Origin of the sequence: Rheinheimera sp. MM224, assembly GCF_947090785.1 — a bacterium.
Lineage (GTDB): Bacteria > Pseudomonadota > Gammaproteobacteria > Enterobacterales > Alteromonadaceae > Pararheinheimera.
Genome location: NZ_OX352320.1, coordinates 3176177 through 3200833, shown reverse-complemented (window position 1 = coordinate 3200833; position 24657 = coordinate 3176177). Strand labels below are relative to the sequence as shown.

Sequence of the window (24657 nt, the reverse complement as noted above, 5' to 3'; positions counted from 1 at the left end):
ACATTTACTGTAGGGGCGGGTCTTGTACCCGCCCGTCTATGGATACCGCGGTGCCCGTTGACGGGTCGGGACAAGCAACCCGCCCATCTTAAATTCCAAACCGATCTTAAGGGCTTTACGCCCTCCAGTTTTCTTGAATACCCCCTAAACACAAATCCGTCAAAGCCAACGTATCAGCCATAAATACTAAAAATTCTGCTGAATTTATTGCCACAACGCCCTGTAGCCACTAGTTTCTTAATGGTAAACACCATGGAAGAACGTAGGCAAACAAACCCGCTATGGAGGCATTGATGAAAAAACTGCTGGTATACCTGTTACTGGTATTTATTGCCTGGCACTACTACCAAAAAAACACCGCACCCACAGAAATTGAAGCCACGCCTGAACTGGCAGTAGTTGAAGCGCATGACGCCCCGGTTTATCAGGAACCAGAACTGATCCGCTTTGAACCCAGCACAGACTTTTCATGTGATGGCCGCCAATACTGTAGCCAAATGCGCTCACGCCCTGAAGCAGAGTATTTTCTGAAAAACTGCCCCAACACTAAAATGGACGGGGATCACGATGGCATTCCTTGTGAAAATGACACGAGGTTTTAAATGAATCCGAAACCGTGCTGAGCTAGCTGGGGTGCTATACCCGCGAAAAACGGTTTCAGATTGTCCAAAATAATATTCTAAGCAGCTGTTCCCTAAATATACAAACTCTATTAGCATCAGTTGTACCAATAAAGAGAACGTCCACAGTTCAACAGACGAATATCCGTCGTGGACGCCGGATAAGACGCTAAAAAGTTAGAACATATGAAAATTGCATCTCCGTTCAAAGGACTCCAGCTTACAGAGGAATTGGTTTGTAGTGGTACCCTAAAATAGTCACGTCCATCATTGTCTTGGTGCTTTCAATTTGGGCGTTTTATGGTCTGTCGGGCGCAGGTACAATTAAGCGCCTTCCGCTGACAAGATTAGCGTTGGTGCTTATTACTGGCGTTTTTTTACTTCGTGGTGTTTCCTTTGTTGGGTTCATGCCGATGTTCCCAGAAAATAGCCTGACATTTTGGCTAATTAGCTCTGGTATTTGTTTATTGGCGGCCTGTTTGCTGTGGGTTCTTGGCAGCAATGGTCAGTTCTGAGTAGCAGAAATGTCGGAGTATCCGCACCATAAGCAGCTTTTGCTTGCGGCGTTAGCTTTAATAAATCGGAGTATATTTTGAGATATTCAAAAGAGGAAATGGAACGCGCCTTGGCTGAAATTAATAGTAATCAAAAGCCGGTATTAGCTTTTTTGCTTCTCTTATAGGTGCAATGCCTGCGATTACAATGTATCTATTTTTTTGCGCAGATGGGAGGGGCTATATATCTTATGCTTTTATTGCCGCCAGCCTTTGTCGGATTGTTTGCCCGATTTGTGGGACGTACTAACAAAAAAAGCCCCCGATAATGCCGGGAGCTTTTTATTGGCTCTTGATATCAAAACCGGCATTCCTCAATGATCGATGGCGACAAATGCTCCATACACAAAGTAAGTTTGCCATGTGATGCTTACCCTGTCGCCAACCATAAGTGTCGCACGAGTGTCTCTGCTCGTGCCTACGTAGACAGTAGCGTCACAGTAACAGCTCTTTTTCTGTCAGAAATATTGCGGATATCTTATTGGGCCAGAACCCCGCTTGCGCGGGGCCCATGGTCATCTTAGGGTTTTTCGGCGCTGACTTGGCCTGTGTACTTAGGCAAATTGATCTCTACATCGGCTTTTTGTTGCAGGCCTAGTTCCATAAGGCGACCGATATGATGCTGGGCAGCAGGGCGCTGTACCGAACGCAGGAAGCTGACCCATTCCTTGCCCAGATCTTCATCGGTGGGCAGACTGGCGATGTTGACCAGCTCCTTGATCTCACCGATAGTCTCTTTATCGAAGGTGGCGATACGGCGAGCCAGGCTGTCGACGAAGCTGTGAAGCTTGGCACCATCGGGGAAGCTGCGGTTGACGTAACCGTAGCGCTCAGCCAAGTTGCCGTCTATATCGTTACCACTCAGCAAGACTTCGAGGGCGCGACCTCGGCCAATGAGGCGTGGGAGACGGGCCATAGGGCCACCACCTGGTGTAAAGCCGGCACCAATTTCAAACTGGGACAATACCGCCTGATCGCTGGCGAAGCGCATGTCGCTGGCCAGGGCCAGTTCGCTGCCCACACCGGTGGCACGGCCGTTGATTTCGGAGATGGACACTACTGGAGATTTACTCAGCCTCACCAGCATGTCGGGCAGGGGAGGCAGGCCGGTTTTGCCGTTGGGCATGTCCAATGTACGCTGCAGGGGCTCTGCGAAATCGTAGTGGGTCAAGAAGAAACCGGGCACCTCGCTTGCGAACACCACGACCTTGAGTTTGGAATCCTTCTCTATGTCGGCAACGACCTTCTCGAACTGAAGAGTTGAGTCCGGGCCGTAGATGTTATAGGGCGGATTGTTGATCTGTACACGCCAGTATTCGGCGCTAACCTTGTTAACTAGGAACTGGTTAGGAGCGTTGGTGGCGGACTGAGGTTTTTTTGCGGTGTCAGCGGCGGCCTGGCCAGCCAGAATGGCGGACCCCAGCAGCAGGCCAGCGACAGCAATAGTGCTTGCGATACGTTGCAGTTTCATGATTGTTATCTCCAATTGAAGCCATTTTAAGCATTTCATGACCTAGGTCATTCCAGCTTGAGCGTCCAGCACCTGTCGTGCTCGATACAAACATGATAGTTCGGTTATATCGGATTAATAAGTTGGTACTCCGGTATTTCTATTGATACCTGAAGTAATAAATCAAGAGGCCACACCTGATGGATAAAAGGACTTATCTTATTTAAAAAAAGAATCCAAAACGCTTTTTCAGCTACCATACAACAGCTTGCACACCTTTTCGAAGTTACCGAATGGCGAAAAACCACAGGTGCATCAGTGGCGTCTCGGGTGTTCTTTCTCGGCTTCTGAGTTCGTTCAGCATCGGCGACAGTAAGTGGGTAAAGTGGTTGATCACAAAGCCAGACAATGCGGAGCCATGTCCGCTGTGGCTTAGCTTTCACTACAACGCCGCGTATGCCGACGGCGTTAGCTGTTCAGGAGAGAACAATGGATGTTATTGATATAAAAGCTTTTGTTCCGAGTGAAGACTATGAGATTTCAAAGTCATTCTATTCAGAGATCGGATTTGAAGCAGAGTATGTTTCTGAGGATTTAACGCTTTTTCAAAACGGAGACTGTCTTTTCTTCCTGCAACGCTTTTTCAACGCAGATTTGGCCACTAATTTTATGCTTCAGCTTTGTGTGTCAGACATAGAATCAGCATACAGTCTTTGCTCGCAATCAAAGCACAAAACAAAAATCACTCCAATTCAGCAAGAGTCCTGGGGTAAGGTGTTTTATCTGTGGGGGCCAGTGGGTGAACTGTTGCATATAACTGAGCTGAGCGGCTAACACGGCCTATCACTCGCCTCTTTGAGCGCAGGGATAATAAATTTCTGCGCTGCTTAAAACGACACTGCCCCAACAAACTGCCGCCTGTGCGGCGGTTATTAGTTATTAAATAGCATTGGCACCTATTGCTAGGCTGTTGGCATCTTTTGCCAGTGTCTGGCGTGATTTGATTCCGTATCATGATTCCATCTTAAACAACATATGATTAATTTGGAGGTTGATATGTCAAACACTGCACTTATTACTGGTGCTTCAGGTGGTATCGGATTGGAGCTGGCTCGCATTCATGCGGAAAAAGGTGGCAATTTGGTTCTGGTGGCACGCTCAGAAAGCAAGCTCAATATCCTGGCTGCAGAATTAACAGAAAAGCACGGGGTGAGCGTAACCGTGATCGCTGAAGATCTTTCCAAGCCTGAATCTGCAAGGTTAATCTTTGAAAAAACTGAAGAATTAGGCATCAAAATTGATACCTTGATTAACAATGCTGGCTTTGGTGGGCACGGAGTTTTTAACCATCGTGATCTGAGTTCTGAACAACAGATGATGCAGGTAAATATGGTAACTCTTACCAACCTGTGCCACTACTTTGTAAAAGGTATGGTTGATCGAAAGCAAGGCAGAATTCTGAACGTATCCTCTACCGCATCTTTTATGCCGGGTCCGCTTCAAGCTGTATATTACGCAACGAAAGCTTTCGTGACTTCCTTTACTCAGGCGATTGCCGAAGAGTTGACTGATAAGAATGTAACGGCAACAGTATTGTGCCCCGGAGCTGTGGCAACTGGTTTTGTCTCAGCTGGAAATCTCGAAGGCGTAGACTTCTGGAAAAATGCGAAATCTCCACGTTCAGTTGCTGAATGTGGTTATAAGGCGATGGAAGAAGGGAAGCTGGTCGCCTTTAATGAAGGGGGATTACGCTTTATATTGGAATGGGTCTTGCCCCTTTTGCCCCGTAAGGCGGTACTGAAAATGTCGCGCAGTGCGATGGACAAAGCTGGTTAACACCTGATGAAACGAGCAAGCCAATTTAAAGTATCACCAGCATGGAAACTGTTGTTGATCGACATGAATATCGATATCGAAGCTGTATTGGTGCATGCAAAGTTGCCAGCGGATCTATTTGAGCGAGAAAAAGCTACGTTGACGCCACTTGAATATTTTCAGTTATGGCATGGTATAGAAATAGCAGCAGGTGCTCTCGACTTTCCTTTACTTTTGGCAGACCGTCTTACCGTTGAGGCCTTTGATGCGCCTCTTTTTGCATCCATTTGTAGTGCTGATCTCAACACAGCATTGGCGAGAATTCAGCAATACAAGCCCTTAATTGGTCCCTTGGATCTGACCGTCAAGGTGGGCAATCAGCTTACATCGCTGGTTATTGACTGTTATGGTTGCAAGAGTAACTTGCCTCAGTTGTTGGAGTTGACTGAGCTGGTGTTTTTTACTCAGCTTAGTAGGCTGGCAACCAGAGCGCCGGTCAATCCGCTTAAAGTTGTGCTTTCTGAGTTGCCCGTTAATTTGCTCGCCTATCAGGCTTTTTTGGCTGCAAACTATTCAAAGGAGCACAGACTGAAATACAGTTTTCCAGCGAAGATGCTAGACGACCCTTTTTAACCGCGAATGCGGGTATGTGGGCATACTTTGAAAACGGCTTAAATAAGAATCTGGCAAAACTCAGTACAGCGAGTACAACTGTGGAACGTGTGCGTGCTGTATTAGTGGAACTATTGCCAGCAGGTCATAGCTCAATCGAAATGGTGGCTGAAAAACTGGCGATGAGCAAACGAACCCTGCAGCGCAAATTGACAGAAGAATCAGAAAATTATCATTCTGTATTGCAATCCGTTCGAAACGATCTTGCTGATCATTACCTGAGACGGTCGAAATTATCACTAGGCGAAATTGCATTTTTACTCGGTTATCAGGAGGTGAATTCGTTTATACGTGCCTTTACGGCTTGGAAGGGGGTTGCTCCGGGGCGCTATCGTGATGTTTGACTGAAGACGCCCGCCAGGAATTATTTGCAAACAAGCCCATCAATGACGCGGGCGTATGACTCCTCAAGTAAAGCCAGGTAAGGAAATTCCTGTTCATTTAACAATGCGTGTTTTGCTATTAAAGCGAGTGAATGCATCAGATGAAGCAGGTCATGCTCATCGGTTGTCTGCTTTCATACGTGATTTATCAGGCCTAATATTCGGTGGTAGTCAGGGGGTAATGAAATTAGACAAAGGTTATGTGGCAGGGTCTGATTCCAGGCGAGACGGCGTTGCCGCGGCACACTAAATAAGGTTATGTTTAACCCTGAGTGAAAAGAGCCGGCAGGGGTTGCTTCGATATCCAAAGCACCGACTGCGCATAAGGCTGACATAACAAGCCGTGTCATTTGTAGACTTTGGTTGCAGAGATACTCACAAGTTAGTGTGTTAATAGGGTGGTAGTCGTTAAAAAGGGCTCACAAATGTCTGAAAACAATCCATTCCTCCGTGCTCTTGCCATGTATGCAGAGGCCGTTTATCGCAAGGATGTTGAGGCATTCGCTGCGCTTTATGATCAAGACGTCCATGTTTTTGATATGTGGGGAGCCTGGTCGCTGCGTGGTCTGACTGCATGGCGTGATATGGCTTCTGGTTGGTTTTCATCGCTTGGGGATGAGCGGGTTGTTGTCACTTTCGACAGTCAAGAGTCAACAGTGACCGAAGATCTGGCTATAGGTTATGCCATTCTCACTTACACTGCGGTAGCGCCTGACGGTACAACACTGCGCTCTCTTAGCAACAGGGCCACTATGGCTTTACGCAAAACCGGCGAGTGCTGGACTATCTTTCACGAGCATACATCTGCACCCATTGATCATCAGTCACTTCAGGCCATAGTGAGCCGGGCTGAGTGCTAAGGATTTATTCAGACTTGATTAGTTATTTATTGTCCTCATTTAAGGTTAAGGACATGACATCAGGGAATGAAAATGAAACATATGGATGATATTTTTGAAGTTAAATCGGTCGCTAAGACCATTGCTTTTTGTGTCTTCAGTTTTGGGCTTTACGTAATTTATCGACTTTTTACACTGACAAAACAGCTCAACGGAAATGTAGAAAAACCTATTTCGCCCTGGTTTGTCGTCAGTGCTATTTCAGTGCATCTAATTTCCCTTCTGGGCCTTATCCTCTTCTTTGCCACAAACGGCAGTCAGGAACTGCTTTTATTCTCAAAGCTGATGCACCTTGTTTCAGCGATTTTTCATGTCACCTGGTTAATAAAGATCAGAAACAGGATTAATTTAATCAGCGGTGTAGAAAAAGGCAGCAAGTATTGGCTTAATCCAGTTATGAGCTCCTGTCTTCATGTGATCTATATTCAGTACAAAATTAATCAGTTTTTACAGATAAATACTGTACAACAGCGGGTTGAAAGCAATGCGATGTAACAATCTTAGCCACGCTGGGCATACGGCATCTGTGACGCTTACAAATTCGCTCGCGTGGGGCGTTATCTGCCATGAGGGAATATGAATTTACTTTTTGTATGTAGTGAAAATAGGCTCCGCAGCCCTACCTGTGAAGAGGTTTTTTCAAGATATGATGGCATTCACGCTATTGGTGCTGGTACCAATGAAGATGCCGAAACTGTCGTCAGTGGCGATCTTATTGAATGGGCAGATATAGTTTTTGTAATGGAGCAGTCTCACAAGAATAAAGTCGCGAAGAAATTTAAGGATCTGCTGAAAGGCAAGAGGCTTGTTTGCCTGGATATTCCAGATAACTACGAGCGTATGGATCCAGCCCTGGTGCAACTGCTGCAACACCGGGTGGCTAAACATGTTCGCATCCAGTAACTCACATAAACAGCCGCTCAAATGTGTTCTTGCCAGAAAAGCGTTGCTGCTTAAAACCCAATGATGACTAAGGCCTTGCATTGTCCATGGGAACATCATGAAACTTCTGTATAAAATCGTATGTTCAGTGGTCAGTTTATTGGTCGTTCTTTATTACTCAGGTTTTTATGTTTTACCTAGTATCACCATTGTGAACAGGTCGGCAGTCGGAGTCGCTCAGGCTGAAATTGATTTGCCCGGTAGTCATTTAGATTTTGGTTCTATTGCCAGCGGCTCAAGCAATGCACTTCATTATTCGTTGACGCAATCACTAGATGGTCTGTACCACTACAAAATCAAATTTACCGATTCTGTTGAAACTCATGGCAGTTGCGGGTACGTTACTGACAACGAATTCAATAAGCGTGTTGTTATTTCTATAGAAAGTGACAATCAGATCAGCTGTGAACAGCGATAGAACAAGCTAAGCACGCAGGGCAAATACAGCTTGGTGTTGTCACTGGGTTGCACATTTTAGCCGGGCTACTGATGTCTCTTAAGCTTCATAGTGAAACCTGAATGAGAATAGGCTTTATGGACAACCCGATCAGTAAATTTGAAAATTGGTGGCAGGAAGCGCTGGCAGATAGCCCATTGCAACAAAAAAGTGCTGTGTGCGTTTCAACCATTGATGAGCATGGTTTTCCGACCGGAAGGTTTGTCGATTTAAAGTCAGAGAGTGAAGATGGTTTTGTTTTCTGCACCTATCTTGATTCTGCCAAAGGAAAAGATATAGCCCGAAATGCAAAAGCATCAATGACTATCTGGTGGGATCATCTGGGCTACCAGATCCGTGTTGTGGGCACAGCACAAGTTATAACCGCTGGTGAAGCCGATGGTTTTTGGCAAACCCGAAGCCGGAGTGCCCAGTTAACGACCACGGCTTTTGAGCAAAGTGAAGCACTAGATTCTGAGGATGAGTTAGCAAAAAGGCTTCAGGAAACCGCAGTAAAACTTGCGGGACAAGCTGTTCCAAGGCCAGATAACTGGGGTGGTTACTGTATTAAGCCCGTTTCAATTGAGTTTCTAACCTTCCGGCAAAACAGATTACACCTGCGTGAGTTATTTGAGTGCGGGAGCAATGGCTGGGTTAAACAGCTACTTCAGCCTTAAAGGCTGTAACAAGCTTTGCTATTCGCGGTGTGCAGCCCATGAGATGTTAAAAAGTTAGCTGGCGGTTAAGTGAGCTACTGCTTAGTTAATTGGGATTTGGCAACACAAGTCGCGAAGACCAGAGGTGTGCACTTAAGGCGTGACTGTAGGCAGAAAAATTAGCCACTTCCCTTGTTCTCTGGTGAGCAGGGCATCAAGCCTTTAATCGAGTTATGTAATGAATATAGAAAATGCAGAAAAATCAGATCACCCCAAGCTATTGGACATATGGGAAGCATCGGTCAGAGCCACCCATGATTTTTTGAAGGAAGAGGATCTGCAGGAATTAAAACCACTTATTCTTGAGCAGTATTTTGATGCCGTAGACTTAAGATGTGCTAAAAACAATAAGGGTGAAATACTGGGATTCTGCGGCGTGCATGACGGTGCTATTGAAATGCTGTTTATCTCACCTGATGCGCGTGGCAAAGGGGTTGGAGCATTCTTAGTGGCTCATGCTATCAAAGAGCAAGGCGTAACCAAGGTTGACGTGAATGAACAGAATGAGCAAGCCAAAGGTTTTTACCTGCATATTGGTTTTTCGGTCATAGGTCGCTCAGCAGTGGATGGTCAGGGTAAACCTTATCCTTTGTTGCATCTGGCATTATTAAAATTTAGCACGCTGCAATAGTCACAACCTGCTTCCAACGCTGTGCTCTGCGATTCAAGCCTGACTGAGGCGTCAGGTATTCCAAGAGATGAGGCTGTACATGGCATTAATTACATTGATATACGTAAGCTCTGCAGTCCGACCTCTGACTAATTCGGATATACAAGATATTTTAAGACATAGCCGCGAAGCCAACGCCAAAAGTGACATTACCGGCTTGTTGTTATTTAAAGGCGGAAATTTCATGCAAGTGCTTGAAGGAGATTCTGAACTTGTCGATGAATTGCATCAAAAAATAATAAATGACTCAAGACATACCGGGCTCATTACGCTCATCAGATCGCCTATTCCAAAGCGCAGTTTTAGTGACTGGAAAATGGGGTTCAAAAATATCAGTCAGCTTACGGAAGAGGAAAAAGCTGCGCACAGTGATTATCTGGACCGCCCATTAAACGATACGTCATACATTTCCAATCCGAATGAGGCATTTATTCTATTACAGGCTTTTAAGAACACGGTTCGTTAGCTGTCCTTAAAGCTAGCAAGTTAGTTCGTCATAGTTGATCAATCTAAAATGGAGAAGGTGGGTGAAGGATTTGGCTAGTTATTTATTGTTTTTTTCTGCACTTATTGTCGGTTTTTCATTGGCTTCTCAAGCCGGAGTGAATTCACAGTTAAGAACCGTATTAGCTTCGCCTATACAGGCTGCTTTTATCTCTTTTCTGATTGGTACTCTGGTACTTGGCGTTATTCTGCTTATTCAAAAGGATCAGTGGTTTTCGGCCACTCAAGCCCTAAGTATTCCCTGGTGGGCATGGTTAGGCGGTTTTTTTGGTGCATTTAACATTGTTATGTCCATCTACCTTGCTCCTAAGTTAGGTGCTGTCGCTTTGGCCATATCAGTCGTCTGTGGGCAAGTGATAGCTTCTATTTTTTATGACCAATACGGCTTGATGGGTTACCCCAAATTAGAAATAACGCCAGGCCGGATTATAGGCGCCGTGTTTTTAGTGTTAGGTGTCATTATGGTGGCGAAGAAGTGACAGAAAAAAGTGACACAGGGCAGTGTTGCACTGCCTGCGTTATTCAAAGTAAAAGTATTAAAAATACGGTCTTCTACTTTTTACAACTCCACAGATAATCCCGCCCTGCCTCTGTTGGTACGTCCAGCAAATAACTATTGGCAAGAGAGAGTTGTGGCAGGGTTTTGTTGGTGTGTTTTAGTGGCGTTTTGATCTGTGCCTGACGGTAAAAGGGGTTGGGGTTTTCTGTGTTGTCAGTGGCCTTATGTACTGTAAAAGCAGTTACTTCAGGCAATGGCGAATAACTGCGCAGGCGTAAATTACCCCCTAAGCGCGAGTGGATTTTTAATGTGCAAACCTGCCCATTTTGCCAGCTCATATCCAATACAAAACCGCCGCGCATCATCAGACCTGTCACTGCGCCATTGGGCCATTCTTGTGGCAAAGCTGGCAGCAGATGCACAGCGCCGTCATGACTTTGCGCCAGCATTTCTGCCATGCCTGAGGTAAAACCAAAATTGCCGTCAATCTGAAAAGGTGGATGGGCATCAAACATATTAGGGTAAGTGCCGCCGTTTTCGGATATTTTGCCATCAGACGTCAGGGCTGGTTTGATTTGATCGCGCATTAACTTAAAAGCCCGGTCGCCATCGAGCAGGCGGGCCCACAAATTGATTTTCCAGTTCATAGACCAGCCTGTGGATGGGTCGCCGCGCTGTTCCATCGTCACTTTAGCTGCACTGAATAATTCAGGCGAGCGCAAAGGCGATATCTGATTGCTGGGATAGAGTCCATACAAATGCGAGACATGACGATGTTTATCTTGTGGGTCGTCCCAATCCTGCAGCCATTCCTGCAACTGATGGTATTTGCCTATTTGCATAGGTGGCAAGCGGGATAGGATAGTTTGCCAGGCGGGGATCAGGTTTTTATCTTCTTCCAGAATTGTGGCGGCAGCTATGGTATTGGAAAATAAGTCAAATAACAGCTGGTTATCCATAGTCACCCCAGCGGCGATTTTCGTGCCTGTTGCTTTGGGTGCATTTTCCGGTGACATGGAAGGGGACACAATCAGCCATTGCTTGTCCGGTGATTCAATTAAAAAATCCTCAAAAAACTGTACTGCAGCTTTCATCACAGGGTAGACCTCAGCCAAATAGGCTTTGTCGCCGCTGTATAGATATTTTTGCCATAAATGCTGGCTCAACCAGGCGTTACTGGTGGGCCAGGAACCCCAGCTGTGATCTACGCCGCCCGTGATACGCCAGATATCGGTGTTGTGATGCGCCATCCAGCCACGTGCGCCATACATGGTTTTGGCGCTTTGCTGCCCAGTGACTGCGAGCTCTTTAATCATTTGGATAAAAGGCTGGTGCAGCTCCGTTAGTTGAGTGACTTCCGCTGGCCAGTAGTTCATTTGGGCATTGATATTTAAGGTGTATTTGCTGTCCCATGGCGGGTCTTGTCTATGATTCCATAAGCCTTGCAAATTGGCGGGCTGACCACCAGGTTGTGAGGAGGAAATCAATAAATAGCGGCCAAACTGAAAATACAGACTGGCTAGTTCCGGGTCGTGCCGCTGTGCAAATAAACGGATACGTTGATCGGCAGGCTCGGCGCTAAATTCACCTTTACCTAAATTTAATGTCACCCGGTCAAAATAGGTTTTATAGAAGGTGCTATGAGCTGTTTTACGGGCCTGATACTGGTGTTGCTGAAACTGCTGTGTGGCTTTGTCCAGATACTGCTGAGCACGGGATACGGCATTGGCGCTGATATCTTTGTAGTTTATAAAATTAGTCGCCATGGACACCAATAGCACCACCGAATCGGCGTTTTCCACCTGGATCTGATGATCCTTTTGGCTTAAGCGGCCACCACTGTTTTGCACCTGCAGCAGCGAGGCCAGTTGCACTTGCCCTTTGATGCCTTCGTGATCACCCGATTGCAACTGCATCATCACTGTAGTGGCGTTTTGCTTGGAAAAGGCCGCCTTGGCTGGATGGGACAAATAGGCTTTAAAGCTGAGCTTACCTGGTTTGCTGGCGGTTAATTTAACCACCAGCACCTGATCAACAAAAGAGCTGAATACTTCACGGCTATAGATCACATCCCCAACCTGATAGCGGCTGGTTGCCACTGCATTGGCTATATCCAGGTCGCGATAATAATTGCGATAGTTGGAGTGGGTTGGAAACTCCAGTTGCAAGTTGCCAGCGCTTTGATAAGGCATGCCTTGTGGGCCTTGGCTGGTAATGCTTTTAGCAGCCAGAGCTTCGGCGGCGGCATAGTCGCCAGTAGCTATTAAGCTGCGGATCCCAGGGAGTGATGATAGTGCTGCTGTATTGATATTGTTATGGGGGCCTCCTGCCCAAAAGGTGTTTTCATTCAGTTGGATAGTTTCGTTTGACGGTTTGCCATACACCATAGCGCCTAAACGGCCATTGCCTAAAGGCAAAGCTTCTTCCCATAAAGTAGCGGGTTGGTTGTACCAAAGTGTTGAATCAGTCGCAGCAGGGACAGCGGACGTGGCGAAAGCGACAAAGCTTAATAAGCTCAGTAAAGAAAATTGCACAGTTTTCGTCATCACCACACTAGTCCCTGAAATTGTGTTTTTATAGCCAAATCATGATGGTCAGGTTTAACCGTCTGATTTTGATATGTATATAGTTTTTATCGTTAATTTAGTTAAGATTTTTTGTCGCTCTGACCAAAAGCAGGTTGCCCTCGTACTTCGCAGGCCGCCTGTCGTTTCAGCCATTCAGTGCCTGCAGCTCTTTGTGCTAAAATGCCGGCGTTTTTTAGCTGAGCGTCTTAATCAGGAGTTGTTGTGTCAGCATTATCATCTTTATACCCACAGCCGTTATGGCAATGGTTTGGTCAAATTTGTGCCATTCCACATCCTTCTAAACACGAGCAAGCCCTAAGCCAACATATTCAGCACTGGGCGCGTGACAAAGGTTTAACTGTCGTTGAAGACAAAGTGGGTAACCTGATCATTAAAAAGCCTGCCACCCCAGGTTTTGAAAACTGTAAAATAGTGGTGATTCAGGCGCACCTGGATATGGTGCCGCAGAAAAATGCTGACAAAATCCATGACTTCACTACAGATCCTATTGATGCTTACGTGGACGGTGACTGGGTCAAAGCCCGCGGCACAACACTTGGTGCCGACAACGGCATAGGGATGGCGTCGGCTTTAGCTATTTTAGGCAGTGACGAAATTGAGCATGGCCCGTTAGAAGTACTGCTGACCATAGACGAAGAAGCCGGTATGACAGGTGCCTTTGGTGTAGAACCTGGCATGCTGGACGCCGAAATACTGATCAATACCGACTCTGAGCAGGAAGGCGAAATTTACATGGGCTGCGCCGGTGGCGTGGATGCTGAATTTACTGTGCCTGTGCAATGGCAGAGCACTGCTTCTGGCGTTATGGCTTTTGATTTAAGTTTAACAGGCTTAAAAGGTGGCCACTCAGGCGTGAATATTCACCTGGGTCGTGGTAATGCCAATAAACTGCTGGCGCGTTTTTTTGCTGACCATGCCACAGCACTGGAACTGACCATATCCAGCTTTAGCGGCGGTTCTTTACGTAATGCGATACCTCGTGAAGCCACTGTCAGTCTGACAGTTCCTTCGGCAAAACTGACGCAGTTACAACATGCTGTGACAGAGTTTGAAGCTTTGCTGCAATTTGAATTAGCAGCTGTTGAACCTGCATTAAAGTTGAGCCTGGCCGAAGTTGTGACTCCGGCATTAGTGTTAACAACTGCTACACAAAATACCCTGATTAACTTACTCAATGTTTGCCCTAACGGTGTGATGCGGATGAGCGATGAAGTAGAAGGCGTGACCGAAACTTCACTCAACATGGGCGTGATCAGCACTAAAGAGCAGAGTATTCAGGTGCTTTGTTTAATTCGCTCTTTAATCGACAGCGGCCGTCAGCAGGTGGAAAGCATGTTAAGCTCACTGGCTCAGTTATCTGGCGCGCAGGTGAAGTTCAGCGGTGCTTATCCTGGTTGGAAACCTAACCCAGATTCACCAGTGATGGCGATAGTGCGCGATACCTATCAGGATATTTACCACAAAGAGCCAGTGATTATGGTGATCCATGCAGGTTTAGAATGTGGTTTGTTTAAAAAACCTTATCCGGACATGGATATGGTATCGATAGGCCCAACCATTCGTTTCCCACATGGACCGGATGAAATGGTCAATATCACGACTGTTGGCCAGTACTGGGAATTATTGCTGGCAGTATTGAAGCGTATCCCGCAGCGCTCTTAACTAAAAGCGCTCTTAACTTAAAACGCGCTTAAGTAACTCCGCTACGCCAAAGCCCCGATATCGGGGCTTTTTTGTGCTGCCCCTAAAACTCTATGGCCAGCGCTACTAAGCTATTGTGCCTTCAGGTTTTTCCCGTTAATGTTTTTAGCATTGAGAATACCAGGCTGGATAGTGCAGTGTTCGACCAGAGCTGTATTTGGATAATTTAAATCAAGGAGAAAATGGATGTCGTGGCAATGTGAAAATTGCAATACCACTATCGATGATGATGCATTTGAAGTCTGTTGGAATTGTAATTGTGAGAAAGGAAAAGCTGAGCCGGCTAAAAGCCTGGTCCCCGTCGCTCCGGACTGTATTCGCTGCAAGGCAAAACTAAATTTCATCGGCACAAAAAATTTCCATGAAGGCACCCGCTGGGGCATCTTAGGTGAGCTGGGAGAGTTTTTTGTCAATAAAGAAAACCTCGATATGTATGCCTGTAAATCTTGCGGCAAGGTTGAGTTTTTTATTGCTGATTTTATTCAGCGTTAGCGCCAACAGCGCTGAACTGCTGTAGTCCTGAAGGGGAAACAGATGAATCCGGATAAAGTGATCCGCGAAAAAACAGTAAAGCTGACTGATCTGCCAAATATTGGTAAGGCAGGAGCTACGGATCTGGTTTTACTTGGGATCCACAGGCCAGATGACCTCAAAGGCCGTGATCCTTATCAAATGTATGATCAGCTTTGTGCTATCACTGCACAGCGACATGACCCTTGTGTCATAGATGTATTTATCTCCGTGACTCGTTTTATCGAAGGGGATGAACCAAAACCATGGTGGGCTTACACTGCAGAGCGAAAAGACAGGCTGGAACAAAAATAGAGCAGTTTTATTATGCAGAAGTGCGGTCTGACTTAGGCTAGTGACAGGCGTACCATGGCTTAAACGCCTTTAAGGAATAAAGATGATGAATCCTTCAACTATCACTATTAATATCCCGGTTCGCCAATTAGAGCGTGCAGTGCATTTTTATAGCCAATTAGGCTTTGAACCTCATCCGGTATTTCGTGGTCCAGACTGCCAGTGCATGATGGTCACCGAGCAAATTCGCATCATGGTGCACCTGGATAGCAGCCTGCAGCACTTCACACCTAAACCAATAAGCGACCCTTCTTTAACTACAGGCGTAGTGTTGTGTCTGGACTGCAACAACAAAGCGCAAGTGGACGATCTGGTAGAGCGAGCTATTGCTGCAGGTGGCTCTGTTTATGATGCTGCGCAAGATTTAGGTTTTGTGTATACGCATGGTTTTCTTGATGCTGATGGCAACGCCTGGCGACTGAACTATATGGATCCGAATGTAGCTATGCCTGAATAAACCACATGTATAAATGCGACGCCAAACAAATCTTACAACTATCGTATCTGGTTACACTTTAGGGTTTCCTCAAATTGGGTACTCTGTATAGTACTGTGCTAGTTTTGGACAAACACAGAGGGTGATGTTGTTTTGCTTGCAGCCTTCTTTTGCAACCCATTCTGCAGACTAATTTGAGGGATTAACTATGTGGCGTGTATTAGGTTTAGCGATAGTAGCACTGCTATTTGGATATGGGCTGATTCGGATTGGAGTTGGCGGCCTGTTACTTGCTCAATCACTTGATTTAATTCAGGTCACTGACTTGGCAGATGCAATAGCGGAAGTGAAGCGTTTTACAGAGGCACGAGCAGACAAAGAATTCGTTTCCTTTAGTGTATCGGGATACTCTGTTTATATTATGGTGATGGGGCTTTTGTTAGCTGCTGGTGCTGCCGGGGTTTTCTGCTATAAACGCTGGGGCTTTATTTTGCTTGGTCTGTATCTGTCTATGCACGCCGCACTTTTTGTTAATTATCAGGAAATTAATCCCAAATTAATAACGCTGGCCTTACAAATTGTGATGTTGATTGTTCTTGTCTATTTAAGGCCACCACGCTCAACAGTCTCTGTTGCATAGTGGATCAGGTAAAGGGCACTTCGTGATAGAGCTACGTGAACTGAAAAGTGATGACAGGGAATGGCTTGTTCGTTATCTGAATAACGAACAGCTGGTCAGATACCTTGCGTCCAGAATTCCACAACCCTATCGCTTTGAAGACGCGAGCTGGTGGGTTGAAGTGGGCAGTAAAGAGGGCGCTTTTGTCAGAGCTATCAGCTTTAATGGAGCATTTTGTGGTGTTATAGGTGTGTATACCAAAGAGGCTGAATATGCACATGTAGCAGAACTTGGGTATTGGGTCGCTCAGGAGTATTGGAACCAAGGAATTGCATCCAAAGCTGTGGCTGACTTCACCAAACTGGTGTTTGCAACTACAGGTATTCAACGTATTTATGCCGTGGTGTCTGCGCCAAACAAGGCTTCTATTCAGGTGATGCACAAGGCCGGTTACAGCTTAGAAGGCATATTAAAACAGGCGGTACAGAAGCAGGGGCAGTTTTATGATGAGCATCTGTTTGCAAAAATACGCAGTGAGCAAAGTGAAAAATGACGCAACACCTTAGAGACTGCTCAAATGGCTATGAAGTCGTAGCTCCGGAATTTACAAAGCTGCGAGAGCAGTCTGCTATCGGTGTTGAAACAATTCGACGCTGGGCTGCTTCATTGCATCAGGGGGCTGTTATTCTTGATTTGGGTTGTGGCTGCGGCTTTCCAATAGCCACCACCTTATCAGCCGAAGGATTTAGCTTGTATGCTATAGATGCATCAGAGCGTTTGGCACAGGAATTTCACCGCCGCTTACCTCAAGCTTATGTCGTCTGTGAGGCTATAGAGGATTCCACTTTTTTTGGCCGAAAGTTCGATGCTGTGATGGCCATTGGTCTGATCTTTTTGTTACCAGCAGAACAGCAACGAGGGCTGATTCAAAAAGTCGCTTTGACGTTAAACCCAGAAGGCAGATTTTTATTCACAGCTCCGGTGCAAAGATGCAACTGGACAGATGTATTGACTGGCCAGGAATCACGTTCTTTGGGTTGTGCTGAGTACCAAAGTATATGTTTGCAAGCCGGACTTGGCCTGGTTGCTGAATATGAAGATGAAGGCCAAAACTGTTACTATGATATGCGTGTTTTGTAATTGAATTTGAGGCTAGGTGTTCATCGATAGCATCCGGTGGATAAGCGTAACAGTAAGTAGCAACAGGAATATTCATTTTGATTGGAAGACTGCTCGATAAATTAGTTTTTGGTGTAGCGCTTATTGTTTCGCTGCAGATGCCGTTGCTGGTTGATCATTACCATCAGTATTTATCTGGCTGGTACAAGGCCACCCAATGGCAGGTGGATGGTTATGAAGCGACAGCGAAAACTCATCAGTTTGCTAACGCTCAGGCCATGATAGAGAACCATCTGAAAAACGCCGAACCCAGCGTGCGCACAGATGCAGAGCAAAAACTTGCGACAGTAGAATTACTGGCTGATCTCAGTGTGGGTATGGATACTTTTGCTACAGGCAACTTGCTGGAGAAGATGCTATTTATGCTGAATCCCGACAGAATTCATGTGCTGAAGGATGTAGTGCAGAATTTCAAACCAGGCATACCTCTGAACGCAAGTGGTTTGGCTTTTGGTGTGGTATTTGCTCTTCTGTTGAATTTTCTGATCATGCTGCCATTCAGATTCTTTGGTAATGGAAGAGTTAGGCAGTACTCATAGTTTTACAGGGATTGTCTATGCTCTGGCCTGAATGAGTTAAGTCTTTCTGAGGTGAATTGCCGTGTCCAGAGAATTGCTACTTTTACTGCTGGCTGATGTGATTTTGGTCGTGCATGTTCTTTTTGTTTGTTTTGTAGTATTCGGGCTTGTTGCCGTTTATCTGGGCTATTTTCTGAACTGGCAGTGGGTTCGCAATCTTAGTTTCCGGTTACTGCATTTACTCGCTATTGGCATAGTGGTCCTGCAGTCCTGGCTGGGTGTGATTTGTCCATTAACCATTTGGGAGATGGCGCTAAGAAAAGAAGCTGCGGCAGGCACTTATGCAGGCTCTTTTATCCAGCACTGGTTGCATCAGTTGCTGTTTTACACTGCGCCGGATTGGGTATTTATACTGCTGTACAGCGCTTTTGGGCTATTGGTGTTGGTCAGCTGGTTTTTGGTGCGTCCCAAACGACATTTCCATTAACCGATTTGGGGTGCTGAGTGAGCTGAAATTATTGATAGAGAAATCGGCTCGCTAGTCAGCAAGTTGTGTAAGGGCTAATGACCCATGGCGATAGCAAAAATCGCCTTATCGAAGGAGTATGAAGTGAAGAAAATTGCGTTAATAAGTTACGGTATTGTTTATCTACTACTTATTGCATTCAGCGTCTATGGCAGCATTTTAGTCGGGCAGTTTTCGGTGGCCAATCTAATCAGCACTTTACTTTCGATGCTTTATTTACTGGGATTTTTTGGCTATGCCTTACAAAAGGCTATCTGGAATGCCGCAGTCTGGCGGCGGTTGTTTTACCTGATATCCATTGCCACCCTCATACAGTTGGTCGCTGCCTTTTGGGCTGAATGGGCCAAATCCATTGAAGTCATGCTGGCGACCCTGCTTAGCCTTCCTGTCATTTACGCTTTGTATCAATATGGCAAAGCCGATAGTGCTATCTGGTTGAATGATAAAGATCATAGAAAAGCTGCTTTACTGGATACCTTGTTGGGTTATGGATCTGTGCTGGTGGTCGAAAAAGCGCACGGAACAGACAACACAAAGGTCACAGTATCTAAAGAGGCTGACAGCTATTCAGTAAACATTTCACGTACAAAGAGTGGTAAGGAAGAGTCTTTTGCCAATACATTTAATAATCCAGGCGCTCTGGCCGTTTTCATCGAAAAATACACGCTAGTCACTATGAGCGATTTCGAAGAAAAATACGCGCGCTAGTGCTTTTAGATACAATCAGCGGATATGCTGACTCTGGCTGGATAAAACTACTGTGAGCCTTTCAGGCAAATCAATAAAAGGAACTTAGATGAAAAAGTTAGTACTGGCGCTGGTTGGTTGTATTGCGATTTAACATGCTGATGGAGCGGCGGATGATTTTGATTACGGCACTTTTGTAAAAGCTTATTATCAGGCAGAGGTTGCCACTCAGCAACCTGATGCAACCAAAGAGGATCTGGAGCATTACCTGTCTTTTTTGACCGACGACGTAGGTAACCAACATTTGCCTAATGCGCCTGATGACTCGCGTCAACCCGACGGCAAGGCGTTGATGCGTAAAGGTATGACTCACTATTTAGGCGGGCATACTGAATACAAATCTGAGCTGATAAGCTATGAGTTTGGTCACAATGCTGTGGCTATTAAACATAAGTATTCAGCCAGGGGAAAACGAGCTGACGGCTCACAGTTTAGTTACGCCAAGACCGCATTGGATGTATTAGAGCTTGAACATGGCAAAGTATCAGTGATCCGTCGTTACAGTAAAGTGGATGAATAATAGCTATTTTTTAACAACAGACTTTGAATCGCAGAAAACAGCAAGGCAACTAGCTGATTTCCGCCATGTTTCGGCTATGCTCAATACATAGATGCGGCTTTAGTTTAAGCGGTAGCGCACGGCTAGGCGTTAGAAGACAATAAGAACATATAATGACAAAACAAGAGTTTATAAAGCAGAAAAAACTATTCGACAAAAAGTTTGAGCAAAATGACATTTTTTACGCGGTCGCCTTTGTCGCTTTACTTTTATTGAATTGGTTACTTGTCAGCTATTTTGGCGCACTGATTGAATCCTGGATTGTGACTTATCTGATCCTGCTGTTGAGTAGCTTATTTGTGTGCATGAGGTGGATTAAAAAATTACAACAGCGGGAGATCAGCAATTCAGATTTGCGCTGCTTTTCTTGTCATGGACTTCTGATAGGTGACCTAGCCGACCTTGCATTAGCAACAGATCATTGCCCCAAATGCGGTCAACATGCATTTGAGAACCCATAAGAGAAGAGGGTTATTAGTTTTCCTGTACAAAACCGCTGGTTGAATAATATATAAGCAGCGCTCACTCATTAGTGTGTTATGTTAAAGGCTGTTATTCATTTCTTCGACCTTATCCCGCCTGGGTTTTGTATTTAGATAATGTCTTACTTCAGTAACTGAACAAACCAACTGGTGTTTTCAGTGGCTTCTTAATTCACAACCTCTCCTGTTATGCCCTTTACCGCAACAACGATCCGCACCGTATTCTGAAATGGTGTTTTGTCAGGTGAAGTTAATCTTGTGTGCGTTATCGCACAGAAGTTGTTTTGAACTACAAAGTATCTTCAGCCGGTTTATCCGGAATCTGATCACCATTCCAATGTACAGAGGGATTATGTCAACAAAGTCGAAACCGCACCCGCAGCAAAATCATTTTCTTGCGGCTTTAGATCCTGAAGTTCAAGAGCGTTTATTTCCGCATCTGGAATTGGTGCCACTGCCGCTTCGTTCTTTGATGTATGAGTCTGGCCGCACTATGCGCCATGTTTATTTTCCGACGGACTCTATTATTTCGTTGCAGTACATTATGGAAAACGGGGCTTCTACCGCCATATTAGTTGTTGGAAATGAAGGCTTGTTGGGGATTTCGTTGTTGATGAGTGGGCAAGGGACGCCAAGCCGCTCTGTGGTGCAAAGTGCTGGTTACGCTTATCGTTTACCGCGAGCTAAGGTGAAGGAGGAATTTAACCGCCACGGCCAGCTGTTGTTGTTGATGTTACGTTATACCCAGGCTCTGATCACGCAAGTGGCACAGACAGCTGTTTGTAACAGGCACCATTCTATTGATCAGCAACTGTGCCGTTGGCTGCTGCTGTCTATAGACCGTTTATCTAACAATCAGTTGAATATGACACAGGAATTTATCAGCAATATGTTGGGTGTCCGCCGTGAAGGGGTAACACAGGCCGCATTAAAGTTGCAGCAGCAGGGCGTGATTTCTTATTCGCGTGGTCTGATTAAGGTGCTGGACAGAGACAAACTCGAAGCCATGAGCTGCGAATGCTACGGAGTGGTAAAAAAAGAAACTGAATTATTACTGCCTTATCTTCCGCAGCGTCAGGTGATTAAAAATGTAGCTGCAATTCCTGTGGTCATATTGCCAACCGCTAAAAGCGGCTGATAAGCGTTGTTTTGTTGTTTTAGCAAGAGGTAGCCATGTCAGCAAAATCGAAAGTGCGTGGGAGAAAGGTTACCGTCAAACGAGTATCGCTGGATGGGGTATTAAAAAAGAACGAAGAAATTAAAATAGATGTGGCCAGAGCTGCGGGTGAGCTTTCTTCAGCTAACACTGTTTTACAGCAAGAGAAAGCCTCGGTTCAGGCAATGAAAATAGCCCTGACGCAAAATGTAGATGCTGAAGATATGGTGGCTAAAGCTGCTGAGGATCTGAAACGAGTAAATATTAAACTTGCCAATGAAATTGCGGTGCGTATAGGCATTGAGTCTGAACTTGATACGATGAAAACGGACCTGGCGTCGGTGCGTGACGATTTATTGCAGGCTCAGGTGAGCGGGCTGCAGGCACAGCAGCTTGCACTGACTGATGTTCTGACAGGTTTACCAAACCGTGCCTCTTTTGATCAGGCTCTGACTCAAGGACTGGCTCAGGCTAAACGTCAGGGTTGGGGATTGGCAGTGATGTTTATTGATGTCGACAATTTCAAAAGTATTAATGACAGTCATGGCCATGACGTCGGCGACAGAGTGTTGTTAACAGTAGCAAACCGGTTAAAATCCTTTATCCGCGACGGGGATATGGTTAGTCGCTGGGGCGGCGATGAATTTGTTTGTCTGTTACTTGAAGTAAAACACGAAAATGACGTGTTGCGTCTTGCCAGCAAGTTAGTCCAGCGTGTTGCAGAAGCCGTTGATTTAAGTGGGCAAATACTGCATATAAAAATCAGTGTAGGTATTGCGCTTTCGCCTTCTGACGGTGAAACTGCGGCCCTTCTTATCAAACACGCAGATAAGGCCATGTATAAAGCAAAAGGCACAGCGCAACAGGTGGTGTTGTTCCGGCAGCTGAATGAGCCTGATTAAAGCGATAAACCCAGATTAAAAAGCAGGAAAGATGGATCATTTAACTTTAGATGTCAGGTTTCGGTTTCGTCAGCTCAACAAAATGCAGGTACTGACATTATGCCGTGAACTTGAAGGCGTTTCTTATTCAGAAAATGCAGAAAGCGAAGACAAGCTGCTCCCCCGCAGTTTTGAAGCTTTGGTAGCGCTCACTGCAGCGAATCTTGATGCCATCAACATGTTTTATGTACGTCAGGGCCTGAATGTCAGCAACTGCGATATTTTCGTCAGTGTAAAAGGAGTTGGTACAACAAGCTTTACGCTGCCCACCATAGTGAATCAAATGCTGAAACATATTGATTGTCCACTGAGTTTTTCCTTACTGAACTAAAAGTTCTGCATTTAGCTCTACTGCTGTTTACTCCTTTACCTCAATACTAAAAAATATCTGATACAGGATGTCGAAGTCAGGTTGCCCTGTTCGACTACAGGTTTTAATCCGTGAATTGAAAACAAAGGTGAACAGATGTCTGATACAGAAAAGGTGAAAGGCCCGGCTTCGTATTTTCCTTCTATCGAGAAAAAGTACGGTTTTGCGGTTCAGCACTGGTTTGATCTATTGCAAAACCAACAGCAACTGAAGCATATGGAAATGGTAGCCTTGCTGAAAGACGAACATGGCATAGGCCATGGTCATGCGAATGCGCTTGTTGCATATTTTCGTAGCCAGACTCTGGAGTAACAAAGCCTTACAGTTTAATGCCCTGATTTAAGCTTTTCGCTTTGCTCATTGTTTTTCAGCTGTGGTGCAATGTAAATCATTGCTCTTACTGAAACAGGATGACATTCAGATGGTGAAACTAAGCGCTTTAATGGCTCTTGTACTCTTTACGCCCTTTCTGGCAGCCACCGAAGTGGTTACCCAGATTGAAAAAAATACCCTGGGGCAATGGTGGGTCAGATACAGCACAGCCACGCCTGTACAGCGTATTGTATTTCAGCGCAATCCGGATGATTCAAGGGCAAAACAGTGGATAGTGCAATCAGAGCTTTATAAAATCCAGGTTCTGGATGGTGTAGAAACCGTGCTCAGAACCGATGGCGAATCGTTTAGCGAGGTGAGTTTCCGCCTTCCAGCTACCTATTCGCCTTTACCTAAAGAATATGCTGCTTTTTCTCCTTTTTCTGATGGTGGCATGCTGCTGCATTCCGGTCGTTTTTTTGCCTGCGCAGAGCACTGTGGGCCAGAACTCAACAGCTGGACTTTGACGCTAAAAGCGCCTGCGGGCGAACAAATTATTGTAGCTGGTAAGCTTTATCAGGATGAAGTGACCTGGCAAGAGCAGGATAGTGGTTCAAAGGTGTATTTGGGGAAAGCGCAGCCTTTAGCCGGGCCTGATTTTATCAGTCTGATTGACCCGGCATTACCTCACGCGTTACAGCAACAAATCAGCAGCCAGTTGCCAGTACTGATGGCCTGGTTTACAGAACAGATGGGCGCACTGGAAGTCAGACCTGCATTATTTGCATCATACAGCAGTACAGAGGATGGCAGTTATGGTCATCAGGGCGGAACCTTGCCAGGACAAATCTTTATGCATTGGTATGGCCGTACTGCAATAGATCAGCTGCAACCCGATGCAGTATTCTGGTTTTTTGCACATGAAGTGGCGCATTTGTATCAGCGACAAGCGGGTGATATTGAATCTCCTCAGGATGCATGGATCCACGAAGGCGCAGCAGAGTATCTGGCCGGTGTGGCCTCGGCAGAAGTGCAGCAGAATAGGCAGATTTTGCAGAATAAATTGACAGAAGCAGCTAAAGATTGTGTGGCGGGTCTGGAAAAAGAGCATAACTATGCCAAGGCTGCCGCAGCCAATTCACAACTGCATTACAGCTGTGGTTTGTTACTGAACCACGCTATCAATATGCAGCTACAACAAGCTGCACAGCCAATCAGTCTCTTCAGACTATGGTCGTTGTTTAACACTGTGGTGCTGGCTGGCCAAAGCCCACAAGCTTCTGTTTTTCTTGATGTGCTTCAGCCTTATGTGACAAAAGACTTTTGGTTACAGCTCAAGGCATTCAGCAGTCAGGATCGCTTTGATGCACATGCATTTATGCAGCAGTTGTTGGTGGTTAATCAGTCCTCATTGCTAAAAACCGGAGCAGCTGCAAGCAGGTCTATAAAGGTTGGGGCTCGGAGTTCTCCTTTATGACGGAGGCAGGTTGTCCAAATTA

General features: G+C 45.6%; 32 protein-coding genes. 30 read left to right on the top strand and 2 right to left on the bottom strand.

Going from position 1 to position 24657, the window contains the following annotated elements; translation table 11 throughout:
* The first annotated feature begins 293 nt into the window (after window positions 1-293).
* Window positions 294-602, top strand: coding sequence for an excalibur calcium-binding domain-containing protein (locus OM978_RS15075; RefSeq protein ID WP_264343065.1), 309 nt, complete (start codon window positions 294-296; stop codon window positions 600-602).
* Between the two features lie 1092 nt (window positions 603-1694).
* On the opposite strand, the gene OM978_RS15070 is transcribed toward OM978_RS15075, so the two are convergent.
* The gene (locus OM978_RS15070; RefSeq protein ID WP_264343064.1) at window positions 1695-2645 is read right to left on the bottom strand and encodes an enoyl-CoA hydratase/isomerase family protein; all 951 of its coding nucleotides are present in this window, start codon (window positions 2643-2645) and stop codon (window positions 1695-1697) included.
* 468 nt (window positions 2646-3113) lie between these two features.
* Between OM978_RS15070 and OM978_RS15065 the strand changes: the two genes are divergently transcribed.
* The 12 genes from OM978_RS15065 to OM978_RS15010 all read left to right on the top strand — a co-directional run bounded on the left by OM978_RS15065 (window position 3114) and on the right by OM978_RS15010 (window position 10140).
* Window positions 3114-3458: a hypothetical protein gene (locus OM978_RS15065; protein WP_264343063.1), complete on the top strand. Its 345-nt coding sequence runs from the start codon at window positions 3114-3116 to the stop codon at window positions 3456-3458.
* A 222-nt stretch (window positions 3459-3680) separates the two neighbouring features.
* Complete coding sequence (locus tag OM978_RS15060) at window positions 3681-4460, top strand: SDR family NAD(P)-dependent oxidoreductase (protein ID WP_264343062.1); 780 nt, start codon at window positions 3681-3683, stop codon at window positions 4458-4460.
* A 6-nt stretch (window positions 4461-4466) separates the two neighbouring features.
* Entirely contained in the window at window positions 4467-5072 is a 606-nt protein-coding gene (locus tag OM978_RS15055; protein WP_264343061.1) for an AraC family transcriptional regulator, read from the top strand.
* 14 nt (window positions 5073-5086) lie between these two features.
* Window positions 5087-5455 carry a helix-turn-helix transcriptional regulator gene (locus tag OM978_RS15050; RefSeq protein WP_264343060.1) on the top strand — a complete coding sequence of 123 codons (369 nt, stop codon included), beginning with the start codon at window positions 5087-5089 and terminating at the stop codon, window positions 5453-5455.
* Window positions 5456-5919: 464 nt separating this feature from the next.
* Entirely contained in the window at window positions 5920-6354 is a 435-nt protein-coding gene (locus tag OM978_RS15045; protein WP_319633875.1) for a YybH family protein, read from the top strand.
* A 72-nt stretch (window positions 6355-6426) separates the two neighbouring features.
* Window positions 6427-6888, top strand: coding sequence for a hypothetical protein (locus OM978_RS15040; protein WP_264343059.1), 462 nt, complete (start codon window positions 6427-6429; stop codon window positions 6886-6888).
* Window positions 6889-6969: 81 nt separating this feature from the next.
* Complete coding sequence (locus OM978_RS15035) at window positions 6970-7296, top strand: low molecular weight protein tyrosine phosphatase family protein (RefSeq protein WP_264343058.1); 327 nt, start codon at window positions 6970-6972, stop codon at window positions 7294-7296.
* Window positions 7297-7393: 97 nt separating this feature from the next.
* Window positions 7394-7753, top strand: a complete 360-nt coding sequence (locus OM978_RS15030) for a hypothetical protein (protein WP_264343057.1) — start codon at window positions 7394-7396, stop codon at window positions 7751-7753.
* Between the two features lie 116 nt (window positions 7754-7869).
* The gene (locus OM978_RS15025; protein WP_264343056.1) at window positions 7870-8448 is read left to right on the top strand and encodes a pyridoxal 5'-phosphate synthase; all 579 of its coding nucleotides are present in this window, start codon (window positions 7870-7872) and stop codon (window positions 8446-8448) included.
* Between the two features lie 217 nt (window positions 8449-8665).
* Window positions 8666-9118 carry an acetyltransferase gene (locus OM978_RS15020; RefSeq protein WP_264343055.1) on the top strand — a complete coding sequence of 151 codons (453 nt, stop codon included), beginning with the start codon at window positions 8666-8668 and terminating at the stop codon, window positions 9116-9118.
* Between the two features lie 79 nt (window positions 9119-9197).
* The gene (locus tag OM978_RS15015; RefSeq protein ID WP_264343054.1) at window positions 9198-9623 is read left to right on the top strand and encodes a BLUF domain-containing protein; all 426 of its coding nucleotides are present in this window, start codon (window positions 9198-9200) and stop codon (window positions 9621-9623) included.
* 61 nt (window positions 9624-9684) lie between these two features.
* Window positions 9685-10140, top strand: a complete 456-nt coding sequence (locus OM978_RS15010) for a DMT family transporter (RefSeq protein WP_264343053.1) — start codon at window positions 9685-9687, stop codon at window positions 10138-10140.
* A gap of 73 nt (window positions 10141-10213) precedes the next feature.
* Here OM978_RS15010 and OM978_RS15005 read toward each other — a convergent pair whose 3' ends face one another.
* Window positions 10214-12706, bottom strand: a complete 2493-nt coding sequence (locus OM978_RS15005) for a glycoside hydrolase family 95 protein (protein WP_264346955.1) — start codon at window positions 12704-12706, stop codon at window positions 10214-10216.
* 243 nt (window positions 12707-12949) lie between these two features.
* Here OM978_RS15005 and OM978_RS15000 point away from each other — a divergent pair, with 243 nt between their 5' ends.
* From OM978_RS15000 to OM978_RS14920, 17 genes are all read left to right on the top strand, one after another.
* Window positions 12950-14410 (top strand): aminoacyl-histidine dipeptidase, encoded by a 1461-nt coding sequence (locus OM978_RS15000; RefSeq protein WP_264343052.1) that lies wholly within the window; start codon window positions 12950-12952, stop codon window positions 14408-14410.
* Window positions 14411-14635: 225 nt separating this feature from the next.
* Window positions 14636-14941, top strand: a complete 306-nt coding sequence (locus OM978_RS14995) for a hypothetical protein (RefSeq protein ID WP_264343051.1) — start codon at window positions 14636-14638, stop codon at window positions 14939-14941.
* Between the two features lie 42 nt (window positions 14942-14983).
* Window positions 14984-15274 (top strand): helix-hairpin-helix domain-containing protein, encoded by a 291-nt coding sequence (locus OM978_RS14990; RefSeq protein ID WP_264343050.1) that lies wholly within the window; start codon window positions 14984-14986, stop codon window positions 15272-15274.
* Window positions 15275-15356: 82 nt separating this feature from the next.
* Complete coding sequence (locus OM978_RS14985; RefSeq protein WP_264343049.1) at window positions 15357-15770, top strand: VOC family protein; 414 nt, start codon at window positions 15357-15359, stop codon at window positions 15768-15770.
* 187 nt (window positions 15771-15957) lie between these two features.
* Complete coding sequence (locus OM978_RS14980; protein ID WP_264343048.1) at window positions 15958-16389, top strand: hypothetical protein; 432 nt, start codon at window positions 15958-15960, stop codon at window positions 16387-16389.
* 22 nt (window positions 16390-16411) lie between these two features.
* Complete coding sequence (locus OM978_RS14975; RefSeq protein WP_264343046.1) at window positions 16412-16921, top strand: GNAT family N-acetyltransferase; 510 nt, start codon at window positions 16412-16414, stop codon at window positions 16919-16921.
* Entirely contained in the window at window positions 16918-17508 is a 591-nt protein-coding gene (locus tag OM978_RS14970) for a class I SAM-dependent methyltransferase (RefSeq protein WP_264343044.1), read from the top strand. The genes OM978_RS14975 and OM978_RS14970 overlap by 4 nt, the downstream gene beginning before the upstream one ends.
* A 77-nt stretch (window positions 17509-17585) precedes the next feature.
* Window positions 17586-18086 (top strand): DUF2937 family protein, encoded by a 501-nt coding sequence (locus OM978_RS14965; protein WP_264343042.1) that lies wholly within the window; start codon window positions 17586-17588, stop codon window positions 18084-18086.
* Between the two features lie 61 nt (window positions 18087-18147).
* Window positions 18148-18552, top strand: coding sequence for a DUF2784 domain-containing protein (locus OM978_RS14960; protein WP_264343041.1), 405 nt, complete (start codon window positions 18148-18150; stop codon window positions 18550-18552).
* Window positions 18553-18636: 84 nt separating this feature from the next.
* Window positions 18637-19299: a hypothetical protein gene (locus OM978_RS14955; RefSeq protein WP_264343040.1), complete on the top strand. Its 663-nt coding sequence runs from the start codon at window positions 18637-18639 to the stop codon at window positions 19297-19299.
* A 256-nt stretch (window positions 19300-19555) separates the two neighbouring features.
* Window positions 19556-19858: a hypothetical protein gene (locus tag OM978_RS14950; protein WP_264343039.1), complete on the top strand. Its 303-nt coding sequence runs from the start codon at window positions 19556-19558 to the stop codon at window positions 19856-19858.
* Between the two features lie 152 nt (window positions 19859-20010).
* The gene (locus tag OM978_RS14945; RefSeq protein WP_264343038.1) at window positions 20011-20358 is read left to right on the top strand and encodes a hypothetical protein; all 348 of its coding nucleotides are present in this window, start codon (window positions 20011-20013) and stop codon (window positions 20356-20358) included.
* A 373-nt stretch (window positions 20359-20731) separates the two neighbouring features.
* Window positions 20732-21517, top strand: coding sequence for a Crp/Fnr family transcriptional regulator (locus OM978_RS14940; protein ID WP_264343037.1), 786 nt, complete (start codon window positions 20732-20734; stop codon window positions 21515-21517).
* A gap of 35 nt (window positions 21518-21552) precedes the next feature.
* A complete protein-coding gene (locus OM978_RS14935) occupies window positions 21553-22437 on the top strand; it encodes a diguanylate cyclase domain-containing protein (RefSeq protein WP_264343036.1) in 885 nt (294 codons plus the stop codon).
* Between the two features lie 31 nt (window positions 22438-22468).
* Window positions 22469-22807 (top strand): hypothetical protein, encoded by a 339-nt coding sequence (locus tag OM978_RS14930; RefSeq protein ID WP_264343035.1) that lies wholly within the window; start codon window positions 22469-22471, stop codon window positions 22805-22807.
* A gap of 135 nt (window positions 22808-22942) precedes the next feature.
* Complete coding sequence (locus OM978_RS14925; RefSeq protein WP_264343034.1) at window positions 22943-23158, top strand: DUF4287 domain-containing protein; 216 nt, start codon at window positions 22943-22945, stop codon at window positions 23156-23158.
* A gap of 109 nt (window positions 23159-23267) precedes the next feature.
* Window positions 23268-24635: a hypothetical protein gene (locus tag OM978_RS14920; RefSeq protein ID WP_264343033.1), complete on the top strand. Its 1368-nt coding sequence runs from the start codon at window positions 23268-23270 to the stop codon at window positions 24633-24635.
* The last annotated feature ends 22 nt before the right edge of the window (window positions 24636-24657 follow it).

Excerpts from the sequence above, each read along its gene's own strand:
- OM978_RS15075 (WP_264343065.1), top strand. The coding sequence starts at position 294 with ATGAAAAAACTGCTGGTATACCTGTTACTGGTATTTATTGCCTGGCAC.
- OM978_RS15070 (WP_264343064.1), bottom strand. The coding sequence starts at position 2,645 with ATGAAACTGCAACGTATCGCAAGCACTATTGCTGTCGCTGGCCTGCTG.
- OM978_RS15065 (WP_264343063.1), top strand. The coding sequence starts at position 3,114 with ATGGATGTTATTGATATAAAAGCTTTTGTTCCGAGTGAAGACTATGAG.
- OM978_RS15060 (WP_264343062.1), top strand. The coding sequence starts at position 3,681 with ATGTCAAACACTGCACTTATTACTGGTGCTTCAGGTGGTATCGGATTG.
- OM978_RS15055 (WP_264343061.1), top strand. The coding sequence starts at position 4,467 with ATGAAACGAGCAAGCCAATTTAAAGTATCACCAGCATGGAAACTGTTG.
- OM978_RS15050 (WP_264343060.1), top strand. The coding sequence starts at position 5,087 with ATGTGGGCATACTTTGAAAACGGCTTAAATAAGAATCTGGCAAAACTC.
- OM978_RS15045 (WP_319633875.1), top strand. The coding sequence starts at position 5,920 with ATGTCTGAAAACAATCCATTCCTCCGTGCTCTTGCCATGTATGCAGAG.
- OM978_RS15040 (WP_264343059.1), top strand. The coding sequence starts at position 6,427 with ATGAAACATATGGATGATATTTTTGAAGTTAAATCGGTCGCTAAGACC.
- OM978_RS15035 (WP_264343058.1), top strand. The coding sequence starts at position 6,970 with ATGAATTTACTTTTTGTATGTAGTGAAAATAGGCTCCGCAGCCCTACC.
- OM978_RS15030 (WP_264343057.1), top strand. The coding sequence starts at position 7,394 with ATGAAACTTCTGTATAAAATCGTATGTTCAGTGGTCAGTTTATTGGTC.
- OM978_RS15025 (WP_264343056.1), top strand. The coding sequence starts at position 7,870 with ATGGACAACCCGATCAGTAAATTTGAAAATTGGTGGCAGGAAGCGCTG.
- OM978_RS15020 (WP_264343055.1), top strand. The coding sequence starts at position 8,666 with ATGAATATAGAAAATGCAGAAAAATCAGATCACCCCAAGCTATTGGAC.
- OM978_RS15015 (WP_264343054.1), top strand. The coding sequence starts at position 9,198 with ATGGCATTAATTACATTGATATACGTAAGCTCTGCAGTCCGACCTCTG.
- OM978_RS15005 (WP_264346955.1), bottom strand. The coding sequence starts at position 12,706 with ATGACGAAAACTGTGCAATTTTCTTTACTGAGCTTATTAAGCTTTGTC.
- OM978_RS14995 (WP_264343051.1), top strand. The coding sequence starts at position 14,636 with ATGTCGTGGCAATGTGAAAATTGCAATACCACTATCGATGATGATGCA.
- OM978_RS14990 (WP_264343050.1), top strand. The coding sequence starts at position 14,984 with ATGAATCCGGATAAAGTGATCCGCGAAAAAACAGTAAAGCTGACTGAT.
- OM978_RS14985 (WP_264343049.1), top strand. The coding sequence starts at position 15,357 with ATGATGAATCCTTCAACTATCACTATTAATATCCCGGTTCGCCAATTA.
- OM978_RS14980 (WP_264343048.1), top strand. The coding sequence starts at position 15,958 with ATGTGGCGTGTATTAGGTTTAGCGATAGTAGCACTGCTATTTGGATAT.
- OM978_RS14970 (WP_264343044.1), top strand. The coding sequence starts at position 16,918 with ATGACGCAACACCTTAGAGACTGCTCAAATGGCTATGAAGTCGTAGCT.
- OM978_RS14955 (WP_264343040.1), top strand. The coding sequence starts at position 18,637 with ATGGCGATAGCAAAAATCGCCTTATCGAAGGAGTATGAAGTGAAGAAA.
- OM978_RS14945 (WP_264343038.1), top strand. The coding sequence starts at position 20,011 with ATGACAAAACAAGAGTTTATAAAGCAGAAAAAACTATTCGACAAAAAG.
- OM978_RS14940 (WP_264343037.1), top strand. The coding sequence starts at position 20,732 with ATGTCAACAAAGTCGAAACCGCACCCGCAGCAAAATCATTTTCTTGCG.
- OM978_RS14935 (WP_264343036.1), top strand. The coding sequence starts at position 21,553 with ATGTCAGCAAAATCGAAAGTGCGTGGGAGAAAGGTTACCGTCAAACGA.
- OM978_RS14930 (WP_264343035.1), top strand. The coding sequence starts at position 22,469 with ATGGATCATTTAACTTTAGATGTCAGGTTTCGGTTTCGTCAGCTCAAC.
- OM978_RS14925 (WP_264343034.1), top strand. The coding sequence starts at position 22,943 with ATGTCTGATACAGAAAAGGTGAAAGGCCCGGCTTCGTATTTTCCTTCT.
- OM978_RS14920 (WP_264343033.1), top strand. The coding sequence starts at position 23,268 with ATGGTGAAACTAAGCGCTTTAATGGCTCTTGTACTCTTTACGCCCTTT.